Here is an 18,506-nt window from a genome sequence, read left to right on the forward strand (position 1 = left end):
CCTATCTTGACTCTGCTGAAGTTGAAGTTGAAGTTGAAGCTGAAGTTGATGTCGAAGTCGTATTCGACTTGTTCGTCTCAGGTGTTAGGTAGTTTTTCTTCAACTCTTCCAATTTACTCTTATAATTATTTAGTTGCTCCGTACGTTGTTCTGATGTGAGGTTAGGATTTCTCTGAACTTCATCAACCTTTTTAGTCAGACCGTACATTAATAATTGTGGATCATCTAAGTAACTCGCAATATCTATAGCTTCATCAATTTTCGACTGGCCAATTAAGACCCAGTAACGAAGATAGTCTGTACTTGATTGAGTTGATATTTTGGATAGTTCTGTCTTTTGCGCTTCAGTTAAAGGTTCTGTTTTGATAACCGAAAAAGCTACCATATAAGCATCATCTTGACTAAGTGATTTAGAGTCTGTATTTTTAACAGTAGATACAACCGATGAATAATCTTGATGTACAAAAGCCAAACGTAAATCTGATATCATTTGTTGATTAGGCATAGCGAACAATGCAAAGTAAAGCACTCCAACAATTGACAGCACTCCAATAAGTGATGCAATAATAGTAGTCCACTTCAATCGCGAAACAAGTTTGTTAGGAACACGTGAAAATTTTTCTTTATTTTGTTCCTGTTCTTCTAGGTATTTTTCTAGTAGTAAGGCTAAGATTGCATCCAAATCTTCAGCCTTCATGATGGTCTCACAAAACAGTTTTCCCTTATAGAATGGCGACTGCCCCTCCACTAATTTTTCATAACTTACCTTTTTATCTAGTAGAGATACTATCATGGCTTTAAAGTTAACGGTAAACGCTTCTAGGTTTAATGCATCATAGGGAGGCACTTGCCCTTTAACACCACGAAAAATGAATAGGGGATTCCCATTTCGTGAAAATACTAGATTACTAGGTGATAACTCATAAGTATAAATTGAATCCTTCAGCAAGTTAAATAATTGACCAACATTGATCAGATGACGTAACTTTTCTTCATCAATCATCGTAGTCAGCTTATCCCAAGAATAATATTCATCTGTCAAAAGACTTTCAATCGTTAATTTACCTTCTTCCTCAATGACATTTTGATTCACAAAATAAGGTTGTGTTGCTGTTAATAGAGCATAAGCTATTTCTCGATTTCCCTTGATATCTCCAACTACTAATTCCATTTTTTGAACGTCCATACCTGACTCCCTTACTATATTCTTTCCAATTTTAATAAAACTCCGTCTTTCACTAATGCTAGACTGCTCGTACTAGCAAGAATTTCTCCAGACTGTTGATTTCTTACACTTGGATTCATTACCTTAACCCCTATACCATAAGTATCTGAGACGATTTGTAGTAATTCTTTAATCGTTAACTCAGTAGGAACTCTTAAATCTAATATTTTAGATAAAAAAGGCGAACAATCCAGACTAATATTAATGTACTCTTCCATAGAACCCTCCTAAATCTATTGTGTTATGCCTATTATATCACGCAGAACATGAATATTGAAGAACTTTTTATTTATAAAAAGGGAGATACATTTGTATCTCCCTTTATGTATTTTTCTATCGTTTTTATTGTTTAGCTGTATGTAACTTTTTATAAAAGAGCGAGTAAATTGTGACAATCATCCCTAGTATAAACAATAAAATTGCGGTCCAAGAAACAGGAGACTTTACGTTTTTAAGTGAAACAGTCTTTTTATCACTGTGATTGATTTGAATCTGACTGGTAAATAAAGCAGACTGATACTCATTAACGATATTCTCCGTTTCCACTTTAGTGATAAATAAGTTTGTTTTAACTAATTGATACTTTTCGTTATCCAATTTTTTAGTTGTATCAACTAATTTATAGGTCTCAGGATGAAATAACTTTGTCAAATTACTCTCCTGTTCAAAGTATTGAATCTCCGTTTTCTTGGTATTTTTATCTAAAGATGTATCTATTTGCAAAGATCCATCATTTGCAAAGACAACACTTCCTCTTGTAAAAATTAAAAACAATAGAAAGATAAAGACAATGGTTTTTTTCATATTACTTGCTATCCTTAACTTGACGATACAAGAAAGTATTTCCAAGTCCCAAAGCAATTGTGAGAACAACAATTACCATTACTGACTGAACAACTCCATTTTGCTGATTAATGAATAATTTCACTGCCCCTTCAAGATATGTCAATGGAGAAAGAGCTGTTAAAATAGGAGCCGAATTCACATAATATTCATCAAACAATTGAGTTGCTGAAATGATATAAAGCAGTAGTAGACTTATACTTATCAAAAATCCAAGACTTTTTAGTTTATCCATAAGGATATTCAGACCATATGTCATCATTAGACTTACCAAGACAAGAAGTACTACAAACCAACTCAACTGACTTACAGAGAAAGCAAGTTTAACTCCAGAAACAATCGCAATGATAGAACCTGCTGCTACTGAAATCACGCTTAGGAAGAACATTGGTCCAGAAGAATTTCTCCATGACAAACGATCCTTCAAACTGATTAATCTTTGCAATTCTTCTTTATCTGCATGTTGGAAAAGATAAGCAACAACCAAGCTAACAAGATAGCTGACTAAGATAATAAGAAGTCCTGATCTTTCGTCTTGACGATTAGTCTGTGACGGTGAATTGGTCGCAGCTGATACGACATTCCCAATTTTCGAAGCATCAACAGGATTCGACAAATATTCATAGACAGCTTCATTTTTGGTGTTACCTGTTTTAGTATTGCTCAAAACAGTAGAAAAGTTTTTAAGGAATTCTTCGTTTGAACCATATTCATTAGACATGATATTTTTCAACTCAGAGACGCGTTCAGTTAATGATTTTCCATCTTTTTCCAATGTATTAACATCATTTGTCAACTGAGTCATAGTAGCTTCAATCGTCTCAGAAACAGCTTGGTTTGCTTGTGTATTGTTCATCAAGGTTGTACTAGCTGACATCAGTTTAATTAGGTCACTGTTCATATCCATACTAACTGTAACCATATCAGTATTGTCTACTTTTTCTGTTTCAACAAAACTAGGCTTATCTGTAATTGTTTTATCCACTAATTTGGTTTGTTCAATTAACTGACTTAACTGAGTCATTAAATCTTTGGTTGTTTCTCTCAGCTGATCAATATTAGTTGTCAATTTCTCAGCATTCGCCAATCGAGACTGAATATCCGTCAATTTTTTATCCGAAATCTTCAAATCTGATTTTAAAGCTTCTACTGTGGTCGCTTTGATTAGATTGGTCACAATAGTCTTGAGGTCATCATTATTTGCTAAGGCAGCAAGAGAACCTTCTGCCGGAACAAACGTAGTGTCTGTGTACGTATTTTTAGATAAATCTAAGCCGTAATACGCAGTAACTAGTCCTGATAACTGTAGATACGCCTCAACATCTTTATAAACCGCTTGAGTTAGCTTGGTAGGATTGTACTCCCAGTTAGAAATAATGTCTTGCATCTCATAATGACGATTCAAAACTTTCTTTTCTGTTTGATTTGTCTTTGTAATCGTGATGGTCTTCGTAATTGTGATAATTTCTGTTGGTTTCTGCCCATCAGACGTAGAGGAACTTGACGTTACAGAAGTAGCTGGACTAACAGGCGCAGAATGAACTGTCTCATTCTCTATTTTATCTTTTTCATAAGGGGCATCTTCCTTTATAACTTTTACATCTTCTGTCGTATCTAATTGATACTTAACAAAGACAGGCGACAAGACACTGAGATCATTTTCATTCTTGATCCCTAGTGTGTATGAAATAGTCATACCTGGAGATGCTTCACTAGGGATGAATACCTGATAGCTATCTCCTCCAAGATTAGAAAATCCATAGTTTGATTCTTTAAGATAATAACCATTTGGTACTGTTAAGGTTAATTTTGAAATTTTTCCTTCAAACGAAGGCAATGTTAGCTCACGTTTTGTTGTGCTCTTAGATTTAATATCATTCTTTAACTGAGAAAACTCTTCATTTTCAAGTGTTGTAGCTTGCAAAGTTGGCAAATCTTTCCCTGCCTTCTTACTATACCACCGTATAAAACTACTAATATTTTTCAAATGTTGTTTATCAGTATTTGACAAAGAAAGATTATCTATAGCTGCATCATCGTAGTATACACTTGGCCATTTACTAGTCATTTGATTTTGCATACTAGTATTTAACGACTGGATATAACTTCCAAGAGTTTTATTAGCTCCATCTACCGCTGAGGAGTTTTTAGCCAAGGAAGACTCTACTGCTTCTCTAATCTTTGAATCATAATTTGATAAGGTATCATCAATTTCCTTGTTATTCTTCTTCAAGTTTTCGAGAAGTTTTGCGATATCTTGATTATAGGAAGAAGCCGTATCAGTAGTTTCTTTCCAAATAGCTGGCTCTGATAAATTATTATTATTAAATTGAGTGTTTATAGCAGCTAATTGATCTAATTGTTCCTTAACTGATAATTTAGAAAAGTCTTTATCATAGTTGGATAAAGCCTGTTCTCTAGTATTCAAGGAATGATCCCACTTTTCTTGTTGTCCCTTTATTTTTTCTATTGTTCCCTCATATGTCTTATCAACAGAAATAATGGATTTAAAGGCATCATTTGTATTTAACAGGGTTTTGTTAAATGATGAATACGATGATAACAGATTATTCGGTGATGAGCCTAAGCCATTAAATTGTTGACTATATTGAGCAAGAGGATCTACCAACTTATTATTAAAGGACGTTAGTGACTCATGTTCGTTTGTAACCACATCAGCAACTTGGCCTTGTGCTGTTTTCAAATTCCCAATAATACTAGTGAAATAAATATTAATCAAGTCCTTATTAAAAAGCTCTTTGAAAGCTACTACTGCTTGTTCAGCCTGTTTAACAGTCAGTTGATCACTTGATTGAATTTGATATTGAAACTTCGCCTGAACAGGTGAAGTTGATTCGATCGCTAAAGCTTCTTCTGAAAATTTACTTGGCAAGATTATCATCAACTGATAAGTCTCATTTTTTAGACCATTTTCAGCGATTGACCGAGAAACAACTTCTACTTTGTAATTATTTTTAGCTATGAACGAGTTTACTAAAGTATTCGCAATGTTAATCGGTTGTCCATTATATACCTTACCTGTATCTTCATTAACAACAGCCACTTTAATAGGGGCTTGTTGCACCGAGGAATCTGAGTTCGTTCGGCTGATAGGTGTTGGTTTTACAACTGCAAAGAAGGATACTATCATTGTAACTAATAACAGTGCTATCCCTAAGCTAAATAAAACTTTCTTGTTCACATGATCTCCTTAAATAAATGTAGTAAAAAAGTTGAGGAGAAATCCTCAACTTTATCCTTAACTATTTTGAATGCCAAAGTTCTTAGATAAAGCTTGGTCATTTTGTTTCATTGCTTCAGCAGTCTTATCAAGTTGTGTATTGATTTGTTGCATCAAATCCGCAAAATTTACAACCTTCGGTTTCAATTCAAGGAATTGTCTCTCGAAACCTTGGAAGGCAGCACCTTCCCACTCTGTACGAAGAGTGTCTTGTAGGCGTTGAAGATTGTTCAAGATAACTCTGATATCATTAGCAGCTTTTCCATATTCACGCGCACGTGATTGAAGGGTTTCTGTGGATACACGAATTTGGTCTGACATATTCTTACTCCTATGTTCTTTTTTTTATCTTATTTTAACATTATTCAAATGCTAACGCAAGTATTACATCAAATAATTTAAAAAAATAATATTTTAGCAATAATTAGTTTGATGATATAAAGTATCAAAAAATCAACATCCTACTCAATACGTATGAAACGAAAAATCATACTAATCAATGCAGAAGTCTATTCCCTCCATTTATTTTTCAGATAGTAAGCTCTGGACTTTCTCAGAAATCTTGACCAGATCCTCCACCCGTTTGGCAAACCCAGTCGAAACTGTTCCAGTACTATTGTCTCCTGCTTGAGGACCTCAGCCATGCTGTGGATGTCCGTGTAACAAAAAGAAAAGGAGGCTACATGTTCGACAAAAACTGGGTAGAAACCCAGTTTTCTTAGTTTTCTTGGACTAGGAGGTCATATGGGAAGTACTCTAGGTCTTTCAAACGCTCGTCGTAGATTCCTTTAATCTTGCAGGTTGCGACGGTGTCAAAACTCCAGTAGCCATCGTAACCTCTATTATCATACTTATGTGTTCCGTACCAAGGTTCATCAGAATGACTATAATACCAAAATCCCTGTGCCTTGGCTACACTCTCATAAGTGTCCTCAATCATATTTTGATACTCTAAAATCGAATGGAAAGGGACTATCTTATCATGGAATAGATAGACCATGTAGTATTCAATCAAGCCATCTGTGTGGTCCATCTGCTCATAAACAGCCTTCAAATCATCCAGAAACTCCTCCTTGCGCTCACTATAGAGAACTCCCAGGGCAAAGACATCAACTGCACGATAAAAGGGAACTCCCTCAGAAGCAATAACTTTGAGATGAGACAGAATTCCTTGATAATAGGGGAAAATCTCCTCTTTCGAAGCCCCTATAGAATAGGAAAGTTTCACTAGTTCTTCATTATCCAAAACCAAATCTTGATAATGGAACAACAAATACTTCTCCGAAATTTCATCTGTCATCTCGACATCTTCTCTTAAACGTTTTTGTATACGATTCAAACGTTTTTCAAAATACGCTCGATCTTTATGTTTATCTCTTATCATAACTTCTTCTTTCTACTATGGTTTAATGATATTCGCTTTGGTATCTAAATTATTAATCATAATGTCGCCATTCTTTTGGATTTTAACAAGCTGTGCTTGAACATCACCAGTTTTGTAAGCTTTTCTAATTAAGTCATAATGTTCTTCTCTGACCGCCTTTTCCAGACGACTTCCTATCCAGTTACTATCCATCTGCTTGGTTCCACCCTTCAAGTAGCTCAAACGTGAGCCACCATACTTAGCTTCTGCGATGATATAGGGCGGGTGACCATTAGGGTTGTGGTAGACACCGTCAATCCCCAAGCGGGTGGCTCCGTCGATTTCTGTGGTCATGTCCAGACTAATGCGCTCATAACCCAGCTGACGATAGATCTCGTCTGTAGTCATCTCACCGTAGTTCCCTTTGCGCATATTACTGATCAGCTCAATAGTTCCGTCATCAACTTCCGATATAATTCCTCTTTCTACATTAAAAAATTGAGATAAACTTTATTGTTTTAAGAATGACTCTATTCTTGTTTAATTATTTCTATAATATATCTAAAATCGGCGGCTAGTTTATCATAATTCTTTTCAACAAATAAATAATAAGCCTCAATCCCCCTGTGGATAATAGCATTTACAGTGTTTTCTTTCATGTTTTCTCCTTATAAAACCTTATAGTACCCCTTGGTATAACCGCAAGGGATGTAGCCTGCTTGATAAAGTTCATATATATCATTATAGTAGGCAGAATCAACAGATGGACACTCTGCTTTTATCGTAAGGTATACTGCTAAACCTAAAATATCAAATTCGATTGTTGTTAGCATAGAGTCTGTGAGTTCCCCTGAAGAAACTAAATGATTTAACTCTTTCTTAATAGCAGGTATTACAAGTTCATCAGCAGAGTCAATTAATTGATTCCAATGTGAATAAATTTCATCTTCAAATTTAAATAAATATGAAGTTAAATCTCCTCGCTTATCCAAACAATAATTACCCCACTTCAAACTATTTATACTTTTTTCCGCATCTTTAAGTTTTTTTATCTGTTCTATTGGGATTTCAGTTTCTCTCTTCCCCTTTAAAAAGGGGAGCGAAATCAAACTTTTAATAACGTCATCATTTATTTTCATAAATAACCTCTATTTTATTTTGGGAAGATTCATTTTCCCTGGTATTCTAGGAACAAATTTTTCAGCTGTTAGTCCATAAGAAGTCTGCTGTTCTATAGCTTTGGATACAACATCCTTGGTTCGCGCCCAGTCCCCCAGCCCTTTGTGAAAAGGCACTTAACTGAATATTAAGTGCCGATATCAAAAGTATTATAGCTGATTTTCTTTTACTTCCTCAAACCATTTTTCAAACTCGAGACGTGGAAGCAATTCTTCATCCTTGTCATAACGTCCTTCATAGCTATAGCGGCTGTCAAGGCTGTTTTTCTGTGCATCATAGACAAGCCACATTTCAGTTGGATGTTCACGATTATATTCTTGGCAAACATCAAGCAATCTTTGTATATCTTCAAGGCCAAAGCGTTGTACTGCTACCATCATATTTTTTGAATTGTCTACTTTTTTATTTATAATTTCATTCACTGCATACATTTTTGTCACAACTCCATTAATTTTATAAAAAACATCAAAAGAAAGTAATGCTTCTACAGAAATGCAATAAATATATATTTTCTCTGCCTGATTTTGAACATATTCCATTGCTAGTGAAATCATGCTAGCCTGAACTTCCATAAATTTATCTTCAAAAGTCATTATGTCCTTCCACTTCTTCTTTTATTTCTTTGTACCATTCCATGAAAATATCGTAAGAGGTTAATGTGTCTGAGTTGGAATAAAATAAATCATAGGAATACTGTGCCTTAGCTTTTTTATTCACATTATCATATACCAATTTCAGTTGCGTTGGGGCTTGTTTTTTATCCTCTTGAAATAATGTTATAAGTCGCTCTAAGTCACTTATTCCAATGTCTAAGTATTGAAACATTCTATCAGTCGTTAAATTCTCTATACCCAGCCGATCTAGCTTATTGATCGTATATACCTTGTTATCCTTCGCAAAAAAACTGTTAAAAGATAAGGAATTATTCTCGTAAGAACCGTATATGTATGCAGTATCAATTTTATCTTCTGCTAGTTCAAGAGCTAGACTAATCATATCTTTTTGAATTTCTGATAACTTATCTTCAAAAATCATGTATATTTACTCCTAGCGATTTGTAATATTCTCAAAAAAATCCATTCCATCTATTTTATAAAAAACTTCAAAACTATCCGGTCGAAACTGTTCCAGTACTATTGTCTCCTGCTTGAGGACCTCAGCCATGCTGTAGGTGGCCGTGTTAAGAATAACCGTGTTAACGTAAAGAAAAAGAAGACTACCTGTTTGATAAAAACTGGGTGGAAACCCAGTTTTCTTAGTTTTCTTGGACTAGGAGGTCATATGGAAAGTACTCTAGGTCTTTCAAGCGCTCGTCATAAATTCCTTTAATCTTGCAGGTTGCGGCAGTGTCAAAACTCCAATAGCCTTTATAGGTATCTTTGGTGTGGTTATTATACCACGGAGCATCTGAGTGGCTATAGTACCAGAAACCTTGTGCCTTGGCTACACTCTCATAAGTGTCCTCAATCATATTTTGATATTCTAAAATCGAATGGAAAGGAACCACTTTATCATGGAATAAATAAACCATGTAGTATTCAATCAAGCCATCTGTGTGGTCCATCTGCTCATAGATAGCCTTCAAATCATCCAGAAACTCTTCCTTGCGTTCACTATAGAGAACTCCCAAGGCAAATACATCAACTGCACGATAAAAGGGGACTCCCTCTGAAGCGACTTCTTTTAATGTAGAAAGAATGCCTTGGTAATAAGGAAAGAGATCCTGTACATCCTTACCTAGAGAATAACCAACCTTTAATAAATTCTCATAATTAATAACTCTAAATCGAAAATGATCGGAAAGACTGTCTGGTTTAACCTTATCAAAACGTTCCAGTTTCTTGCGCAAACTTTCAGAATACCATTCAAATGCCTCTTGGAAGTATTCCTCAGTTTTGATTCTATCTCTTATCATGTGTTAACTCCAATTTTCAACCTACTCTCCCTGCACCAACAAGTCATATGGGAAGTACTCTAGGTCTTTCAAGCGTTCATCGAAAATCCCTTTGATCTTGCAGGTTGCGGCAGTGTCAAAACTCCAATAGCCTTTATAGGTATCTTTGGTGTGGTTATTATACCACGGAGCATCTGAGTGGCTATAGTACCAGAACCCCTGCGCCTTGGCTACACTCTCATAAGTGTCCTCAATCATATTTTGATATTCTAGAATCGAATGAAAAGGAACTATCTTGTCATGGAATAGATAGACCATGTAGTATTCAATCAAACCATCTGTGTGGTCCATTTGCTCATAAATAGCCTTCAAATCATCCAGAAACTCTTCCTTGCGCTCACTATAGAGAACTCCTAATGCAAATATATCAACTGCACGATAAAAGGAAACTCCCTCGGAGGCGACTTTTTTTAAGCTTGATAAAATCCCTTGATAATAAGGGAAGAGCTCCTGAACATCCTTCCCTAGAGAGTAGCCAACCTTCAATAAATTTTCATAATCAATGACTCTAAATTGGAAGTGACTAGAAAGATTCTCTGGTTTAACCTTGTCAAATCTCTCTAAAGCTTCCTGTTGACATTTAGAATACCATTCAAATGCTTCTTGGAAATATTCCTCTGTTTTGATTCTATCTCTTATCATGTATTAACTCCTTGTCTATGGGCGGATAATATTCGCCTTCTTATCGAGATTATTTATCATAATGTCGCCATTCTTCCTAACCTTCACTAACTGATAACCTACATCCCCAGTATCTGTAGCACGTCTAAGTTCTTCTAATTTTCTACCTCCGACCGCATCTTCCAAGCGATCCCCTATCCACTCACGGCTCATCTGCTTGATTTCCGGATTCTTCAAGTAACTTAAGCGAGCACTGCCATACTTAGCCTCTGCAATGATATAAGGCGGGTGACCATTAGGATTGTAGTAGACTCCGTCAATTCCATGGTGGGTAGCTCCGTCGATTTCTGTGGTCATGTCCAGACTGATGCGCTCATAACCCAGCTGACGATAGATCTCGTCCGTACTCATCTCGCCGTAGTTCCCTTTGCGCATATTACTGATAAGCTCAATAGTGCCGTCATCAACTTCCGATATAATTCCTCTTTGCTTGAGGACCTCAGCCATGCTGTGGATGTCCGTGTTAAAGACGACATCCCCCTCTTTCATCGCCTTCATCCACTCATCTTTAGTCACGTATAGAGCATTTCTTGAACGGAGTCTAGAAAGACTTGCATTTTCTACATTCTTCGCTTTAGATGCCAGATTGTCCAGGCTCTTTCCTAGGCCTGTATCTCCCAATTTCACGGTTGTTTTCTCAAGTGTAGAGAACGCTTGTATATTGGCAGAACCAACAGGCGCTACCTGCCTCGTTCGGATAGTCGGTACTTCCAAAGTAAACTGTTTGGCTCGCTCCAGTCCTTCTTGGGCAGCCTTGCTTAGATTTAGGAGGCCTTCGTCTACTGTGGAGTCTCATTTCCCATGAGAGAATTATAGCCTAAGATCACACCTTCAGTGGAATGGCATATCTTACCAAAGCAAAATATAGCGTTCTTATCTTTATTTAGTATAACATAAATAATTTTTCCCACACTTAGAAGAACAGAGCTATGAATCTAATGTTGGCACGACTAATTATGATATGAATACTAAAGAAATAAGTCCGTTGATAAAACCGAACTTACTCTACTATGATAACTAGCTTTTCACTAATTGAACAATATCTTGAAAATCATCTGAAAGAGCACCATATTGATTGTCTGCATATAGGAAGTAGCCTTCTATACCTCTATGAATAATAAGTTGCTTTTCAGTCCCAAATAAATCGGCTAGCTTTACGAAGCGGAAAAAATTTCTTCATCTAGAACCACGGGAAAAACATCTTCATTTACTGAGCAATATCAGACCAAAAAGGAATTTGGGGTAAATCAGATAAATTTGTCTCTCTGCTTATTGCAATTCCATGGAAATAATCTGTTAAACTTTTAGAATAATAAATTATATCGGAACCAACAATTGAAAATACTGGCGAAATCGGAGTATTACATGACGCAATATACCTATGACCAGAAATAGGAAATAAAGTTGGAGAATTTATTAAACGACTTAGTATCTCTCTTTTCGTAAGTTCTAAATCGCTAGGAGCTTCTCCCCAATTATCACTCCAATCAACATATTCTATTTCTTCTGCTATATTTTCTTTGATTACTTGTATATAATTACTCAACATCTTAACATTCTGAGGTGAAAAGTCACTCCAATCATACCAGTTTTCAGGAAGTTCCTCCATATTTCCATAAACTTTTTTAAATTCGTCAGGTAAATAAACGCTATAAATTTCTTCTATCTTTCTAAACGTCCTGTCATTAAATTTTTTTGACATTATATTCTCCTTACTTTATTCTTGTGAAAGTTTGATAGTGATCTTGAGTATACCAAACAGAACCATCCTCGCCTATAACAATTCTTTCCGGTCCTCTTGGTATTCCTTTTTGATAAGGATGAACATCGTACTCCTTATACTTAGTTCCATCTGGAAGAAGTTCTTCACCATTTAAAGGTTTATTTTTGTAAAGTTTTCCACCTTTAAATCCATCTGGTGGATTACCTTTATTACTATTAATCTGTGAAATAGTATCTTCAACATATCGGGGAATCCTATTAGCATCCACAGCATCATCTACTTTATCCACTACTTTAGCAGTATTCGCTATTTCATCGCTATGTTTAGCCAACTGCTCACTGGCTTCTTGGCGGAACTCTTGTCGAGCTTTCTTGCCGGCTTGTTCTGCGGCTTCCTTCGCCCCCTTAGCCACATCATCCACTTTATTTCCATAAAAAGCATTACGGGCTCGGAGTTTATCCAGTCGGGTATTCTCTACCTGTTTTGCTTTAGAAGCTAGATTGTCCAAGCTCTTTCCTAGACCTGTATCTCCCAGACTCTTGCTCATTTTTTCAAACCGCATTATTTGACTACCAGTTGAAGTCTCTCGTACAACTACAGTCGGTACTTCCACAGTAAACTGCTTGGCTCGCTCCAGTCCTTCTTGGGTAGCCTTACTTAGATTTAGGAGACCTTCATCCACTGTATTCTGTAAGTGACGGGTGAGTTGTTTTCGATAGGTAGATAAAGATTGATAAACATTATCTCCAAACCCTTTGGTGCTCTTCAGAATCCCTTTAAAGTTATCAAGATTTCTAGCACCTTGCTCCACTCCTTCTTTTATAGCTGTTTTGAGACTGGTCTTGACAGCAGTGAGTCCTGCTGTCTTTCCTGTTTTAGCTAATGTACCTAGATATTTCCCTGCTGGGATTAAGTCTAGTAAGGCAAAGGCGCCTCGCATGCCTCGCTCGGTATTGTCCAACTCGCGGCCAGTCCCCCAGTCCTTACCAGAAGCGGCAGAGTACATTTCCGCTGCTGCTACGACCGTTGATAGAACCGCACCGGCAGGAGGGCAGAAGACATACAAGACAACTGTAGCCGCGGTCAGAGTCAAATCCCGCCACATCTCGGTAGTGGACTTTTCATCATCAATCGATACATACTCAAAAGATCGGGTTTGGTGCATAACTTGGACATATTCTGTCTCCGTCAGCCTGCTATCCTTATAGTCCTTACTCTTCTTATACTCCTCATAGCTTTTCTTCAGTGATGCCTTATAAGGACTATCAACCTTGTAGAGCTCGTCAATCCCTATCTCAGGTGGGGTGACTTCCTTGGTACCGACAGGATGGCCATAAGGATCTTTCACAGACTCGATCCGCTTATAGCCAATCTTGTTAGTCGTTTTATACTTTTGAATGTTAAGGGCTTCAAGTTTGGCTCCGACTTTGTCCATAGCCTCATAGAAGGGGCGGTCGATTTTCTTATTGATGTAGGTGTTCACATTCTCAGCATACCGCTCCAAGGTAGAGAGTTTGGCTTGCAGAGTTTGGCTTGCAGAGTTTGGGCAGTGCTGGTTTCATCGTGATAGGTATAGGAAACAACACCGTCCGTATCCTTTTCCTTGATGAGTTTCTGAATCTTCTCAGAAATCTTGACCAGATCCTCCACCCGTTTGGCAAATCCGGTCGAAGCTGTGCCTGTACTATAGCTCCCTGCTTGAGCATTTGTGTAATTTCCATAGCCACTGCTAGAGACTGTGGCATTTTCAGTGAGGCCTGTCAGGGCTTGTTTCATCGTCTTCCAGGTCGATGAATGAAGTTCTACGTCTTTGGTCATTGGTCACCTCGCGGAATGATTCCCAGAGTTTTTAAGTTTTGTACGAGAGCGGGATCAGCAGCAAGACCATTCATAAAATCATCTCTGAGCTTGGTATCTTGTTCGATCATTTGATCCATCATGCTTAAAATCTCACTATTAGCAAGTCGGTATAGGTCTCCGACTTCATTCACTTTATTGAGCATATCAGCATAGTGGTCCATTGCTTTTGAAGCTTCTCCACCCTCATAATATTTCGTTTCAGACAGGCTCTTTAATTTTGGAGCTAAGTTATTTTGAAATGAAATTTCAATGTTTGTGATGTAAGACATGATTGTATGCATTTCATCAGGATTCATGGTGATTTCGTTAGATCCACCACCACCGTGACAAAATCTAGATATTAATTTAATTCTTCAATAGAACTTCCGCTTTATCTGAATTTAGAAAGTCTTTCAATATATTCAAAGTCCGTTCGACTGATTCTTCATCACGTCCATACACTCTTCTTATACTCTTATCATCAATAACCTTGGATAAAAAAGTGATTGAAAATCTCTGTTCATCAGTTCGAGTGAACCAAATGTTAAATAAGCCACCCTCTCCGGCTTCCAATTGCGTATTTTTACCGGTTGATGAAATACCTATTGTCATATGATAACCGTTATACATGAACGGAAAATTAAAATTTTCATCTTCTCCTTCATTAATCGTAATTGTATCAAGATTAATCGAAAAAATTTTCTCTAAAGCTTGTTTGACATTCTGATAACCCAAACTATCTCTTGTAGGCAAGTATACTTCGCTCATTTATAAGCCCTCCACATATTTCCGAAATTCTCAAACTTATATCCATTTTCTCTTAGAATATTCATTTCGTTCATAAATGATTCCCCTTTACCAGTCGTGTGAAATACAAAATCTGCAGTTTCTGGATTGGAACTCAATATAAAATTCTTTCCTTCCTGAATCTGTTTTAGCAAGAATTCATCATTTACTTTATAAGCTAAGTCTGGATCCACTTTCCACATTGCGTTCCAGCCATTACTTCCAGCATCAAAGTAAGTCCAGCCATTAGCATGAGCCACTTGCTCATAAGAAGTGACACTATTAGGCTGAAAATAACCAAGTAAGGCAGTCTTTGATTCTGTATTGTGTGTTGTTAAATCAGTTAATTTAGCAACATCAATTTCTGTATAATTTTTTTTCATAGTTTCTGCATAACTAACAATATCTATCTCATTAAATCTGTCAATAGTAGAAAGAGGTTTTTCAAAAAACTTAACTGTGTTTTCTGAAAAATCCTCTACACTACCACCTAGATTTTTCGCAAAAGCACTGAGATTATCTGCTAAATGAGATAACTTCCCTCCACCACTTGATAGAATACCATCCGCTAGTTGAGGTTCTAACCCAATATTCAGACGGAAATTTTGAGCTGCTTCACTTAGAACATTATCCGCATGGCGTAAACCATCGCTTAGAGCGTCTGCTGAATTCGATAGAATCTTACTTGGTCGGAGATTGTCAAGCTGTTTGCCATAGGTTTTAATTTGGGAAAGAACATTATCCCCCAAGCCCTTAGCATTCTTCAAGATACCTTTGAAACTATCTAGGTTCCTAACTCCTTGTTCCAAGCCTTCCTTCACTGCTGTTTTGATACTAGTCTTAACAGCGGTGATTCCTGCAGTCTTTCCTATCTTGGCCAAACCACCTAGGTATTTACCGGCTGGGATCAAGTCAAGCAGGGCAAAGGCTCCCCTCATAACTCTCTCGTTCCCATCCAGCTCGCGCCCAGTACCCCAGTCCTTACCAGAAGCGGCAGAGTACATTTCCGCTGCTGCTACGACCGTGGATAGAACCGCACCGGCAGGAGGGCAGAAGACATACAAGACAACTGTAGCCGCGGTCAGAGTCAAATCCCGCCACATCTCGGTAGTGGACTTTTCATCATCAATCGATACATACTCAAAAGATCGGGTTTGGTGCATAACTTGGACATATTCTGTCTCCGTCAGCCTGCTATCCTTATAGTCCTTACTCTTCTTATACTCCTCATAGCTTTTCTTCAGTGATGCCTTATAAGGACTATCAACCTTGTAGAGTTCGTCAATCCCTATCTCAGGTGGGGTGACTTCCTTGGTACCGACAGGATGGCCATAGGGATCTTTCACAGACTCGATCCGCTTATAGCCAATCTTGTTAGTCGTTTTATACTTTTGAATGTTAAGGGCTTCGAGCTTGGCTCCGACTTTGTCCATAGCCTCATAGAAGGGGCGGTCGATTTTCTTATTGATGTAGGTGTTCACATTCTCGGCATACCGCTCTAAGGTAGAGAGTTTAGCTTGCAGAGTTTGGGCAGTGCTGGTTTCATCGTGATAGGTATAGGAAACGACACCGTCCGTATCCTTTTCCTTGATGAGTTTCTGGACCTTTTCAGAAATCTTGACCAGATCCTCCACCCGTTTGGCAAATCCGGTCGAAGTTGTTCCAGTACTATAGCTCCCTGCTTGAGCATTTGTGTAATTTCCATAGCCACTGCTAGAGACTGTGGCATTTTCAGTGAGGCCTGTCAGGGCTTGTTTCATCGTCTTCCAGGTCGATGAATGAAGTTCTACGTCTTTGGTCATTGGTCACCTCGCGGAATGATTCCCAGAGTTTTTAAGTTTTGTACGAGAGCGGGATCAGCAGCAAGACCATTCATAAAATCATCTCTGAGCTTGGTATCTTGTTCGATCATTTGATCCATCATGCTTAAAATCTCACTATTGGCACGTCGGTATAGGTCTCCGACTTCATTCACTTTGTTGAGCATATCAGCATAGTGGTCCATTGCTTTTGAAGCTTCTCCACCCTCATAATATTTCGTTTCAGATAGGCTCTTTAATTTTGGAGCTAAGTTATTTTGAAATGAAATTTCAATATTGGCGATGTAACGCATGATTGTATGCATTTCATCAGGATTCATGGTGATTTCGTTAGATCCACCACCACCCATTACAGTCGTTTCAGTCACTACCATTTTCAAAATCCTCCTCCCTAAACGGAATGGCAAGCCAGCTATACAATCTCTCAAGGAAATAGTATTGGCTAAAGCGGTATAACTCTTCTTGATTTACATCAAATCCCAATAGTTGGCCCTCTTCTTCAACGAATAGATACGAAGCTGTTAATAATGCTGCGTGTCTGGTCTCGCACATTTGTTCCAAAGGATAATACTGTACCATCAGTGCTTGATCTGATGCTAAAGCCGTTTCGATATCAGGAGTTAGTTGCTTTCTTTCAGTTAGAAAATCAACCTCATCTTCCAGAGGAATCCTCGTCACCAATGGGAGCTTGTCTTGAAGCAGCAATAAGCGACTCATAGGACTAATCTTGACAAGTTGATATCCCTGACCAGTATCTACGATTAGGATAGAAAAATTACTGTCTCGGCATTGCATGAAATAGAAATTATTTAGAATGACCAAAGTTCTACCCAAGCAATATTCTTTTAGAGTCTCAACTATGACAAACCCTGCTTTTGTTAGTGAACCATCCTCATTCACCAAACCTTTTTTCTCAAGATCTTCTTTGGCTATCGTCCATATGAGTTCAGAAGCAGTGACAATGTCATCTAGCGTGGGCAACCCGGGCATCAATTCCCCATCAAAGGCACCGATCAAATAATGGAGTTCATGAATAGAAAACGTTTCTTTATGTGACATATTTACAACCCCTTTATTGATGCAACTTCTGATGAGTTATTGTAATTATCAATTGATTTTTTCAGACCAGAGACTGCTTTTTCATGTTCCTGCATGATAGACCTTAGATCCTTATGGTATTTATGGATAATGTCTAAATAGGATTCAAATGCTACCTTAGTTTTTCCTGACCACTTGGCAGATTGGAGATAAGTTTTTAATCGAGTAACCGTTTGATAAGAGTTCGTCAGTTCTTGATTGATCTCTTTTGAAAGCTTAATAGCTGTCTCCAAATCCTTATATTTGATTTTTAAGTCCGCCATAAATCTTACCTCCGTCTTTTATTTCTATTTCTACGTTCCTCAGCTTGACGTCTTGCTTCAGCTTCTCGCTCTTTACGCTCTTCCTCAGCTAAGCGGTCATAGTATTTGTATCGTTCATAGGCTGCATCAACAGCACTCGATAAGCTTTTTGCATCACTAGACTGATTGGTTCGTACAGTATCAACTTTTCCTTTTACTCGACCTTCGCTATCACTAAAAACATCCTCTGGAATAAAACTTGTACTCATTGAAGGTCGAGAGTTATTATAGCTATCAACTTTTCCTTCCATCGCTTTTAATTTTTCCTCAAAGCTTTTTAATTGACTGTTCAAGTCGTTATACAATGCTTTATATTGTTCCCTTTTCTTTTCTGTGTCTGTTCCAAACAACGCGTCCCATAATGACATACTGAGTAGCCTCCTTCTAAAACATTCTGCATCAAAACAAGCGAAAGCATACCACGAATTCATCAAGTAAGAAGGGATAGTATG

25 protein-coding genes are annotated in these 18,506 nt (G+C 37.4%); all 25 read right to left on the minus strand.

From position 1 onward, the window contains the following. Position 1: 1 nt before the first annotated feature. Complete coding sequence (gene essB, locus M1F63_RS08090) at positions 2 to 1,186, minus strand: type VII secretion protein EssB (RefSeq protein ID WP_044020225.1); 1,185 nt, start codon at positions 1,184 to 1,186, stop codon at positions 2 to 4. Positions 1,187 to 1,200: 14 nt separating this feature from the next. Further along, complete coding sequence (locus M1F63_RS08095; RefSeq protein ID WP_044020224.1) at positions 1,201 to 1,443, minus strand: type VII secretion protein; 243 nt, start codon at positions 1,441 to 1,443, stop codon at positions 1,201 to 1,203. A 124-nt stretch (positions 1,444 to 1,567) separates the two neighbouring features. After that, complete coding sequence (essA, locus tag M1F63_RS08100; protein ID WP_061414357.1) at positions 1,568 to 2,029, minus strand: type VII secretion protein EssA; 462 nt, start codon at positions 2,027 to 2,029, stop codon at positions 1,568 to 1,570. Between the two features lies 1 nt (position 2,030). Next, a complete protein-coding gene (gene esaA / locus M1F63_RS08105) occupies positions 2,031 to 5,270 on the minus strand; it encodes a type VII secretion protein EsaA (RefSeq protein WP_247941169.1) in 3,240 nt (1,079 codons plus the stop codon). A 57-nt stretch (positions 5,271 to 5,327) separates the two neighbouring features. Then, on the minus strand, positions 5,328 to 5,630 hold the full coding sequence (locus tag M1F63_RS08110; RefSeq protein WP_042769153.1) for a WXG100 family type VII secretion target: 303 nt from the start codon (positions 5,628 to 5,630) through the stop codon (positions 5,328 to 5,330). 397 nt (positions 5,631 to 6,027) lie between these two features. Next, on the minus strand, positions 6,028 to 6,693 hold the full coding sequence (locus M1F63_RS08115) for a PoNe immunity protein domain-containing protein (RefSeq protein ID WP_247921057.1): 666 nt from the start codon (positions 6,691 to 6,693) through the stop codon (positions 6,028 to 6,030). Between the two features lie 15 nt (positions 6,694 to 6,708). Next, complete coding sequence (locus M1F63_RS08120; RefSeq protein WP_247941170.1) at positions 6,709 to 7,080, minus strand: hypothetical protein; 372 nt, start codon at positions 7,078 to 7,080, stop codon at positions 6,709 to 6,711. A gap of 122 nt (positions 7,081 to 7,202) precedes the next feature. Next, on the minus strand, positions 7,203 to 7,331 hold the full coding sequence (gene imm48 / locus M1F63_RS08125; protein WP_247921059.1) for an Imm48 family immunity protein: 129 nt from the start codon (positions 7,329 to 7,331) through the stop codon (positions 7,203 to 7,205). Between the two features lie 9 nt (positions 7,332 to 7,340). Continuing rightward, on the minus strand, positions 7,341 to 7,811 hold the full coding sequence (locus M1F63_RS08130; RefSeq protein ID WP_247921060.1) for a hypothetical protein: 471 nt from the start codon (positions 7,809 to 7,811) through the stop codon (positions 7,341 to 7,343). 189 nt (positions 7,812 to 8,000) lie between these two features. After that, positions 8,001 to 8,444 (minus strand): hypothetical protein, encoded by a 444-nt coding sequence (locus tag M1F63_RS08135; RefSeq protein ID WP_247921061.1) that lies wholly within the window; start codon positions 8,442 to 8,444, stop codon positions 8,001 to 8,003. After that, a complete protein-coding gene (locus tag M1F63_RS08140) occupies positions 8,434 to 8,886 on the minus strand; it encodes a hypothetical protein (RefSeq protein ID WP_247921062.1) in 453 nt (150 codons plus the stop codon). Before M1F63_RS08140 ends, M1F63_RS08135 begins: the two co-directional genes overlap by 11 nt. 220 nt (positions 8,887 to 9,106) lie before the next feature. Further along, the gene (locus tag M1F63_RS08145) at positions 9,107 to 9,766 is read right to left on the minus strand and encodes a PoNe immunity protein domain-containing protein (protein WP_247941171.1); all 660 of its coding nucleotides are present in this window, start codon (positions 9,764 to 9,766) and stop codon (positions 9,107 to 9,109) included. A gap of 21 nt (positions 9,767 to 9,787) precedes the next feature. Continuing rightward, positions 9,788 to 10,447, minus strand: coding sequence for a PoNe immunity protein domain-containing protein (locus M1F63_RS08150; protein WP_247921064.1), 660 nt, complete (start codon positions 10,445 to 10,447; stop codon positions 9,788 to 9,790). A gap of 15 nt (positions 10,448 to 10,462) precedes the next feature. Then, positions 10,463 to 11,200 (minus strand): hypothetical protein, encoded by a 738-nt coding sequence (locus M1F63_RS08155; RefSeq protein ID WP_247921065.1) that lies wholly within the window; start codon positions 11,198 to 11,200, stop codon positions 10,463 to 10,465. A gap of 303 nt (positions 11,201 to 11,503) precedes the next feature. Next, positions 11,504 to 11,605 (minus strand): Imm48 family immunity protein, encoded by a 102-nt coding sequence (gene imm48, locus M1F63_RS10170; RefSeq protein WP_345772915.1) that lies wholly within the window; start codon positions 11,603 to 11,605, stop codon positions 11,504 to 11,506. Between the two features lie 88 nt (positions 11,606 to 11,693). After that, positions 11,694 to 12,188, minus strand: coding sequence for a hypothetical protein (locus M1F63_RS08160; RefSeq protein ID WP_247921066.1), 495 nt, complete (start codon positions 12,186 to 12,188; stop codon positions 11,694 to 11,696). A gap of 10 nt (positions 12,189 to 12,198) precedes the next feature. Then, a complete protein-coding gene (locus tag M1F63_RS08165; RefSeq protein ID WP_247941172.1) occupies positions 12,199 to 13,644 on the minus strand; it encodes a ribonuclease domain-containing protein in 1,446 nt (481 codons plus the stop codon). A gap of 44 nt (positions 13,645 to 13,688) precedes the next feature. After that, entirely contained in the window at positions 13,689 to 14,027 is a 339-nt protein-coding gene (locus tag M1F63_RS08170; RefSeq protein ID WP_247941173.1) for a hypothetical protein, read from the minus strand. Further along, positions 14,024 to 14,338 (minus strand): hypothetical protein, encoded by a 315-nt coding sequence (locus M1F63_RS08175; RefSeq protein ID WP_247941174.1) that lies wholly within the window; start codon positions 14,336 to 14,338, stop codon positions 14,024 to 14,026. The genes M1F63_RS08170 and M1F63_RS08175 overlap by 4 nt, the downstream gene beginning before the upstream one ends. A gap of 76 nt (positions 14,339 to 14,414) precedes the next feature. After that, positions 14,415 to 14,816 carry a hypothetical protein gene (locus tag M1F63_RS08180; protein WP_125389494.1) on the minus strand — a complete coding sequence of 134 codons (402 nt, stop codon included), beginning with the start codon at positions 14,814 to 14,816 and terminating at the stop codon, positions 14,415 to 14,417. After that, positions 14,813 to 16,636: a pre-toxin TG domain-containing protein gene (locus tag M1F63_RS08185; protein ID WP_247941175.1), complete on the minus strand. Its 1,824-nt coding sequence runs from the start codon at positions 16,634 to 16,636 to the stop codon at positions 14,813 to 14,815. Before M1F63_RS08185 ends, M1F63_RS08180 begins: the two co-directional genes overlap by 4 nt. Beyond that, the gene (locus tag M1F63_RS08190; RefSeq protein WP_247921070.1) at positions 16,633 to 17,028 is read right to left on the minus strand and encodes a hypothetical protein; all 396 of its coding nucleotides are present in this window, start codon (positions 17,026 to 17,028) and stop codon (positions 16,633 to 16,635) included. The genes M1F63_RS08185 and M1F63_RS08190 overlap by 4 nt, the downstream gene beginning before the upstream one ends. Beyond that, the gene (locus M1F63_RS08195; RefSeq protein ID WP_084848997.1) at positions 17,015 to 17,713 is read right to left on the minus strand and encodes a DUF5081 family protein; all 699 of its coding nucleotides are present in this window, start codon (positions 17,711 to 17,713) and stop codon (positions 17,015 to 17,017) included. The genes M1F63_RS08190 and M1F63_RS08195 overlap by 14 nt, the downstream gene beginning before the upstream one ends. 2 nt (positions 17,714 to 17,715) lie before the next feature. Further along, positions 17,716 to 18,015, minus strand: coding sequence for a WXG100 family type VII secretion target (locus M1F63_RS08200; protein ID WP_044020218.1), 300 nt, complete (start codon positions 18,013 to 18,015; stop codon positions 17,716 to 17,718). 5 nt (positions 18,016 to 18,020) lie between these two features. Beyond that, positions 18,021 to 18,422: a hypothetical protein gene (locus tag M1F63_RS08205; protein ID WP_125389232.1), complete on the minus strand. Its 402-nt coding sequence runs from the start codon at positions 18,420 to 18,422 to the stop codon at positions 18,021 to 18,023. Positions 18,423 to 18,506: the final 84 nt, after the last annotated feature.

This window comes from Streptococcus oralis, from assembly GCF_023109155.1.
Taxonomy (GTDB): Bacteria; Bacillota; Bacilli; order Lactobacillales; family Streptococcaceae; genus Streptococcus; species Streptococcus oralis_BZ.

What these genes read in the sequence shown, in the direction of transcription:
- essB (WP_044020225.1), bottom strand. Translation starts at nt 1,186, where the DNA reads ATGGACGTTCAAAAAATGGAATTAGTAGTTGGAGATATCAAGGGAAAT.
- M1F63_RS08095 (WP_044020224.1), bottom strand. Translation starts at nt 1,443, where the DNA reads ATGGAAGAGTACATTAATATTAGTCTGGATTGTTCGCCTTTTTTATCT.
- essA (WP_061414357.1), bottom strand. Translation starts at nt 2,029, where the DNA reads ATGAAAAAAACCATTGTCTTTATCTTTCTATTGTTTTTAATTTTTACA.
- M1F63_RS08110 (WP_042769153.1), bottom strand. Translation starts at nt 5,630, where the DNA reads ATGTCAGACCAAATTCGTGTATCCACAGAAACCCTTCAATCACGTGCG.
- M1F63_RS08115 (WP_247921057.1), bottom strand. Translation starts at nt 6,693, where the DNA reads ATGATAAGAGATAAACATAAAGATCGAGCGTATTTTGAAAAACGTTTG.
- M1F63_RS08120 (WP_247941170.1), bottom strand. Translation starts at nt 7,080, where the DNA reads ATGACTACAGACGAGATCTATCGTCAGCTGGGTTATGAGCGCATTAGT.
- imm48 (WP_247921059.1), bottom strand. Translation starts at nt 7,331, where the DNA reads ATGAAAGAAAACACTGTAAATGCTATTATCCACAGGGGGATTGAGGCT.
- M1F63_RS08130 (WP_247921060.1), bottom strand. Translation starts at nt 7,811, where the DNA reads ATGAAAATAAATGATGACGTTATTAAAAGTTTGATTTCGCTCCCCTTT.
- M1F63_RS08135 (WP_247921061.1), bottom strand. Translation starts at nt 8,444, where the DNA reads ATGACTTTTGAAGATAAATTTATGGAAGTTCAGGCTAGCATGATTTCA.
- M1F63_RS08140 (WP_247921062.1), bottom strand. Translation starts at nt 8,886, where the DNA reads ATGATTTTTGAAGATAAGTTATCAGAAATTCAAAAAGATATGATTAGT.
- M1F63_RS08145 (WP_247941171.1), bottom strand. Translation starts at nt 9,766, where the DNA reads ATGATAAGAGATAGAATCAAAACTGAGGAATACTTCCAAGAGGCATTT.
- M1F63_RS08150 (WP_247921064.1), bottom strand. Translation starts at nt 10,447, where the DNA reads ATGATAAGAGATAGAATCAAAACAGAGGAATATTTCCAAGAAGCATTT.
- M1F63_RS08160 (WP_247921066.1), bottom strand. Translation starts at nt 12,188, where the DNA reads ATGTCAAAAAAATTTAATGACAGGACGTTTAGAAAGATAGAAGAAATT.
- M1F63_RS08165 (WP_247941172.1), bottom strand. Translation starts at nt 13,644, where the DNA reads ATGGACAAAGTCGGAGCCAAACTTGAAGCCCTTAACATTCAAAAGTAT.
- M1F63_RS08170 (WP_247941173.1), bottom strand. Translation starts at nt 14,027, where the DNA reads ATGACCAAAGACGTAGAACTTCATTCATCGACCTGGAAGACGATGAAA.
- M1F63_RS08175 (WP_247941174.1), bottom strand. Translation starts at nt 14,338, where the DNA reads ATGTCTTACATCACAAACATTGAAATTTCATTTCAAAATAACTTAGCT.
- M1F63_RS08180 (WP_125389494.1), bottom strand. Translation starts at nt 14,816, where the DNA reads ATGAGCGAAGTATACTTGCCTACAAGAGATAGTTTGGGTTATCAGAAT.
- M1F63_RS08185 (WP_247941175.1), bottom strand. Translation starts at nt 16,636, where the DNA reads ATGACCAAAGACGTAGAACTTCATTCATCGACCTGGAAGACGATGAAA.
- M1F63_RS08190 (WP_247921070.1), bottom strand. Translation starts at nt 17,028, where the DNA reads ATGGTAGTGACTGAAACGACTGTAATGGGTGGTGGTGGATCTAACGAA.
- M1F63_RS08195 (WP_084848997.1), bottom strand. Translation starts at nt 17,713, where the DNA reads ATGTCACATAAAGAAACGTTTTCTATTCATGAACTCCATTATTTGATC.
- M1F63_RS08200 (WP_044020218.1), bottom strand. Translation starts at nt 18,015, where the DNA reads ATGGCGGACTTAAAAATCAAATATAAGGATTTGGAGACAGCTATTAAG.
- M1F63_RS08205 (WP_125389232.1), bottom strand. Translation starts at nt 18,422, where the DNA reads ATGTCATTATGGGACGCGTTGTTTGGAACAGACACAGAAAAGAAAAGG.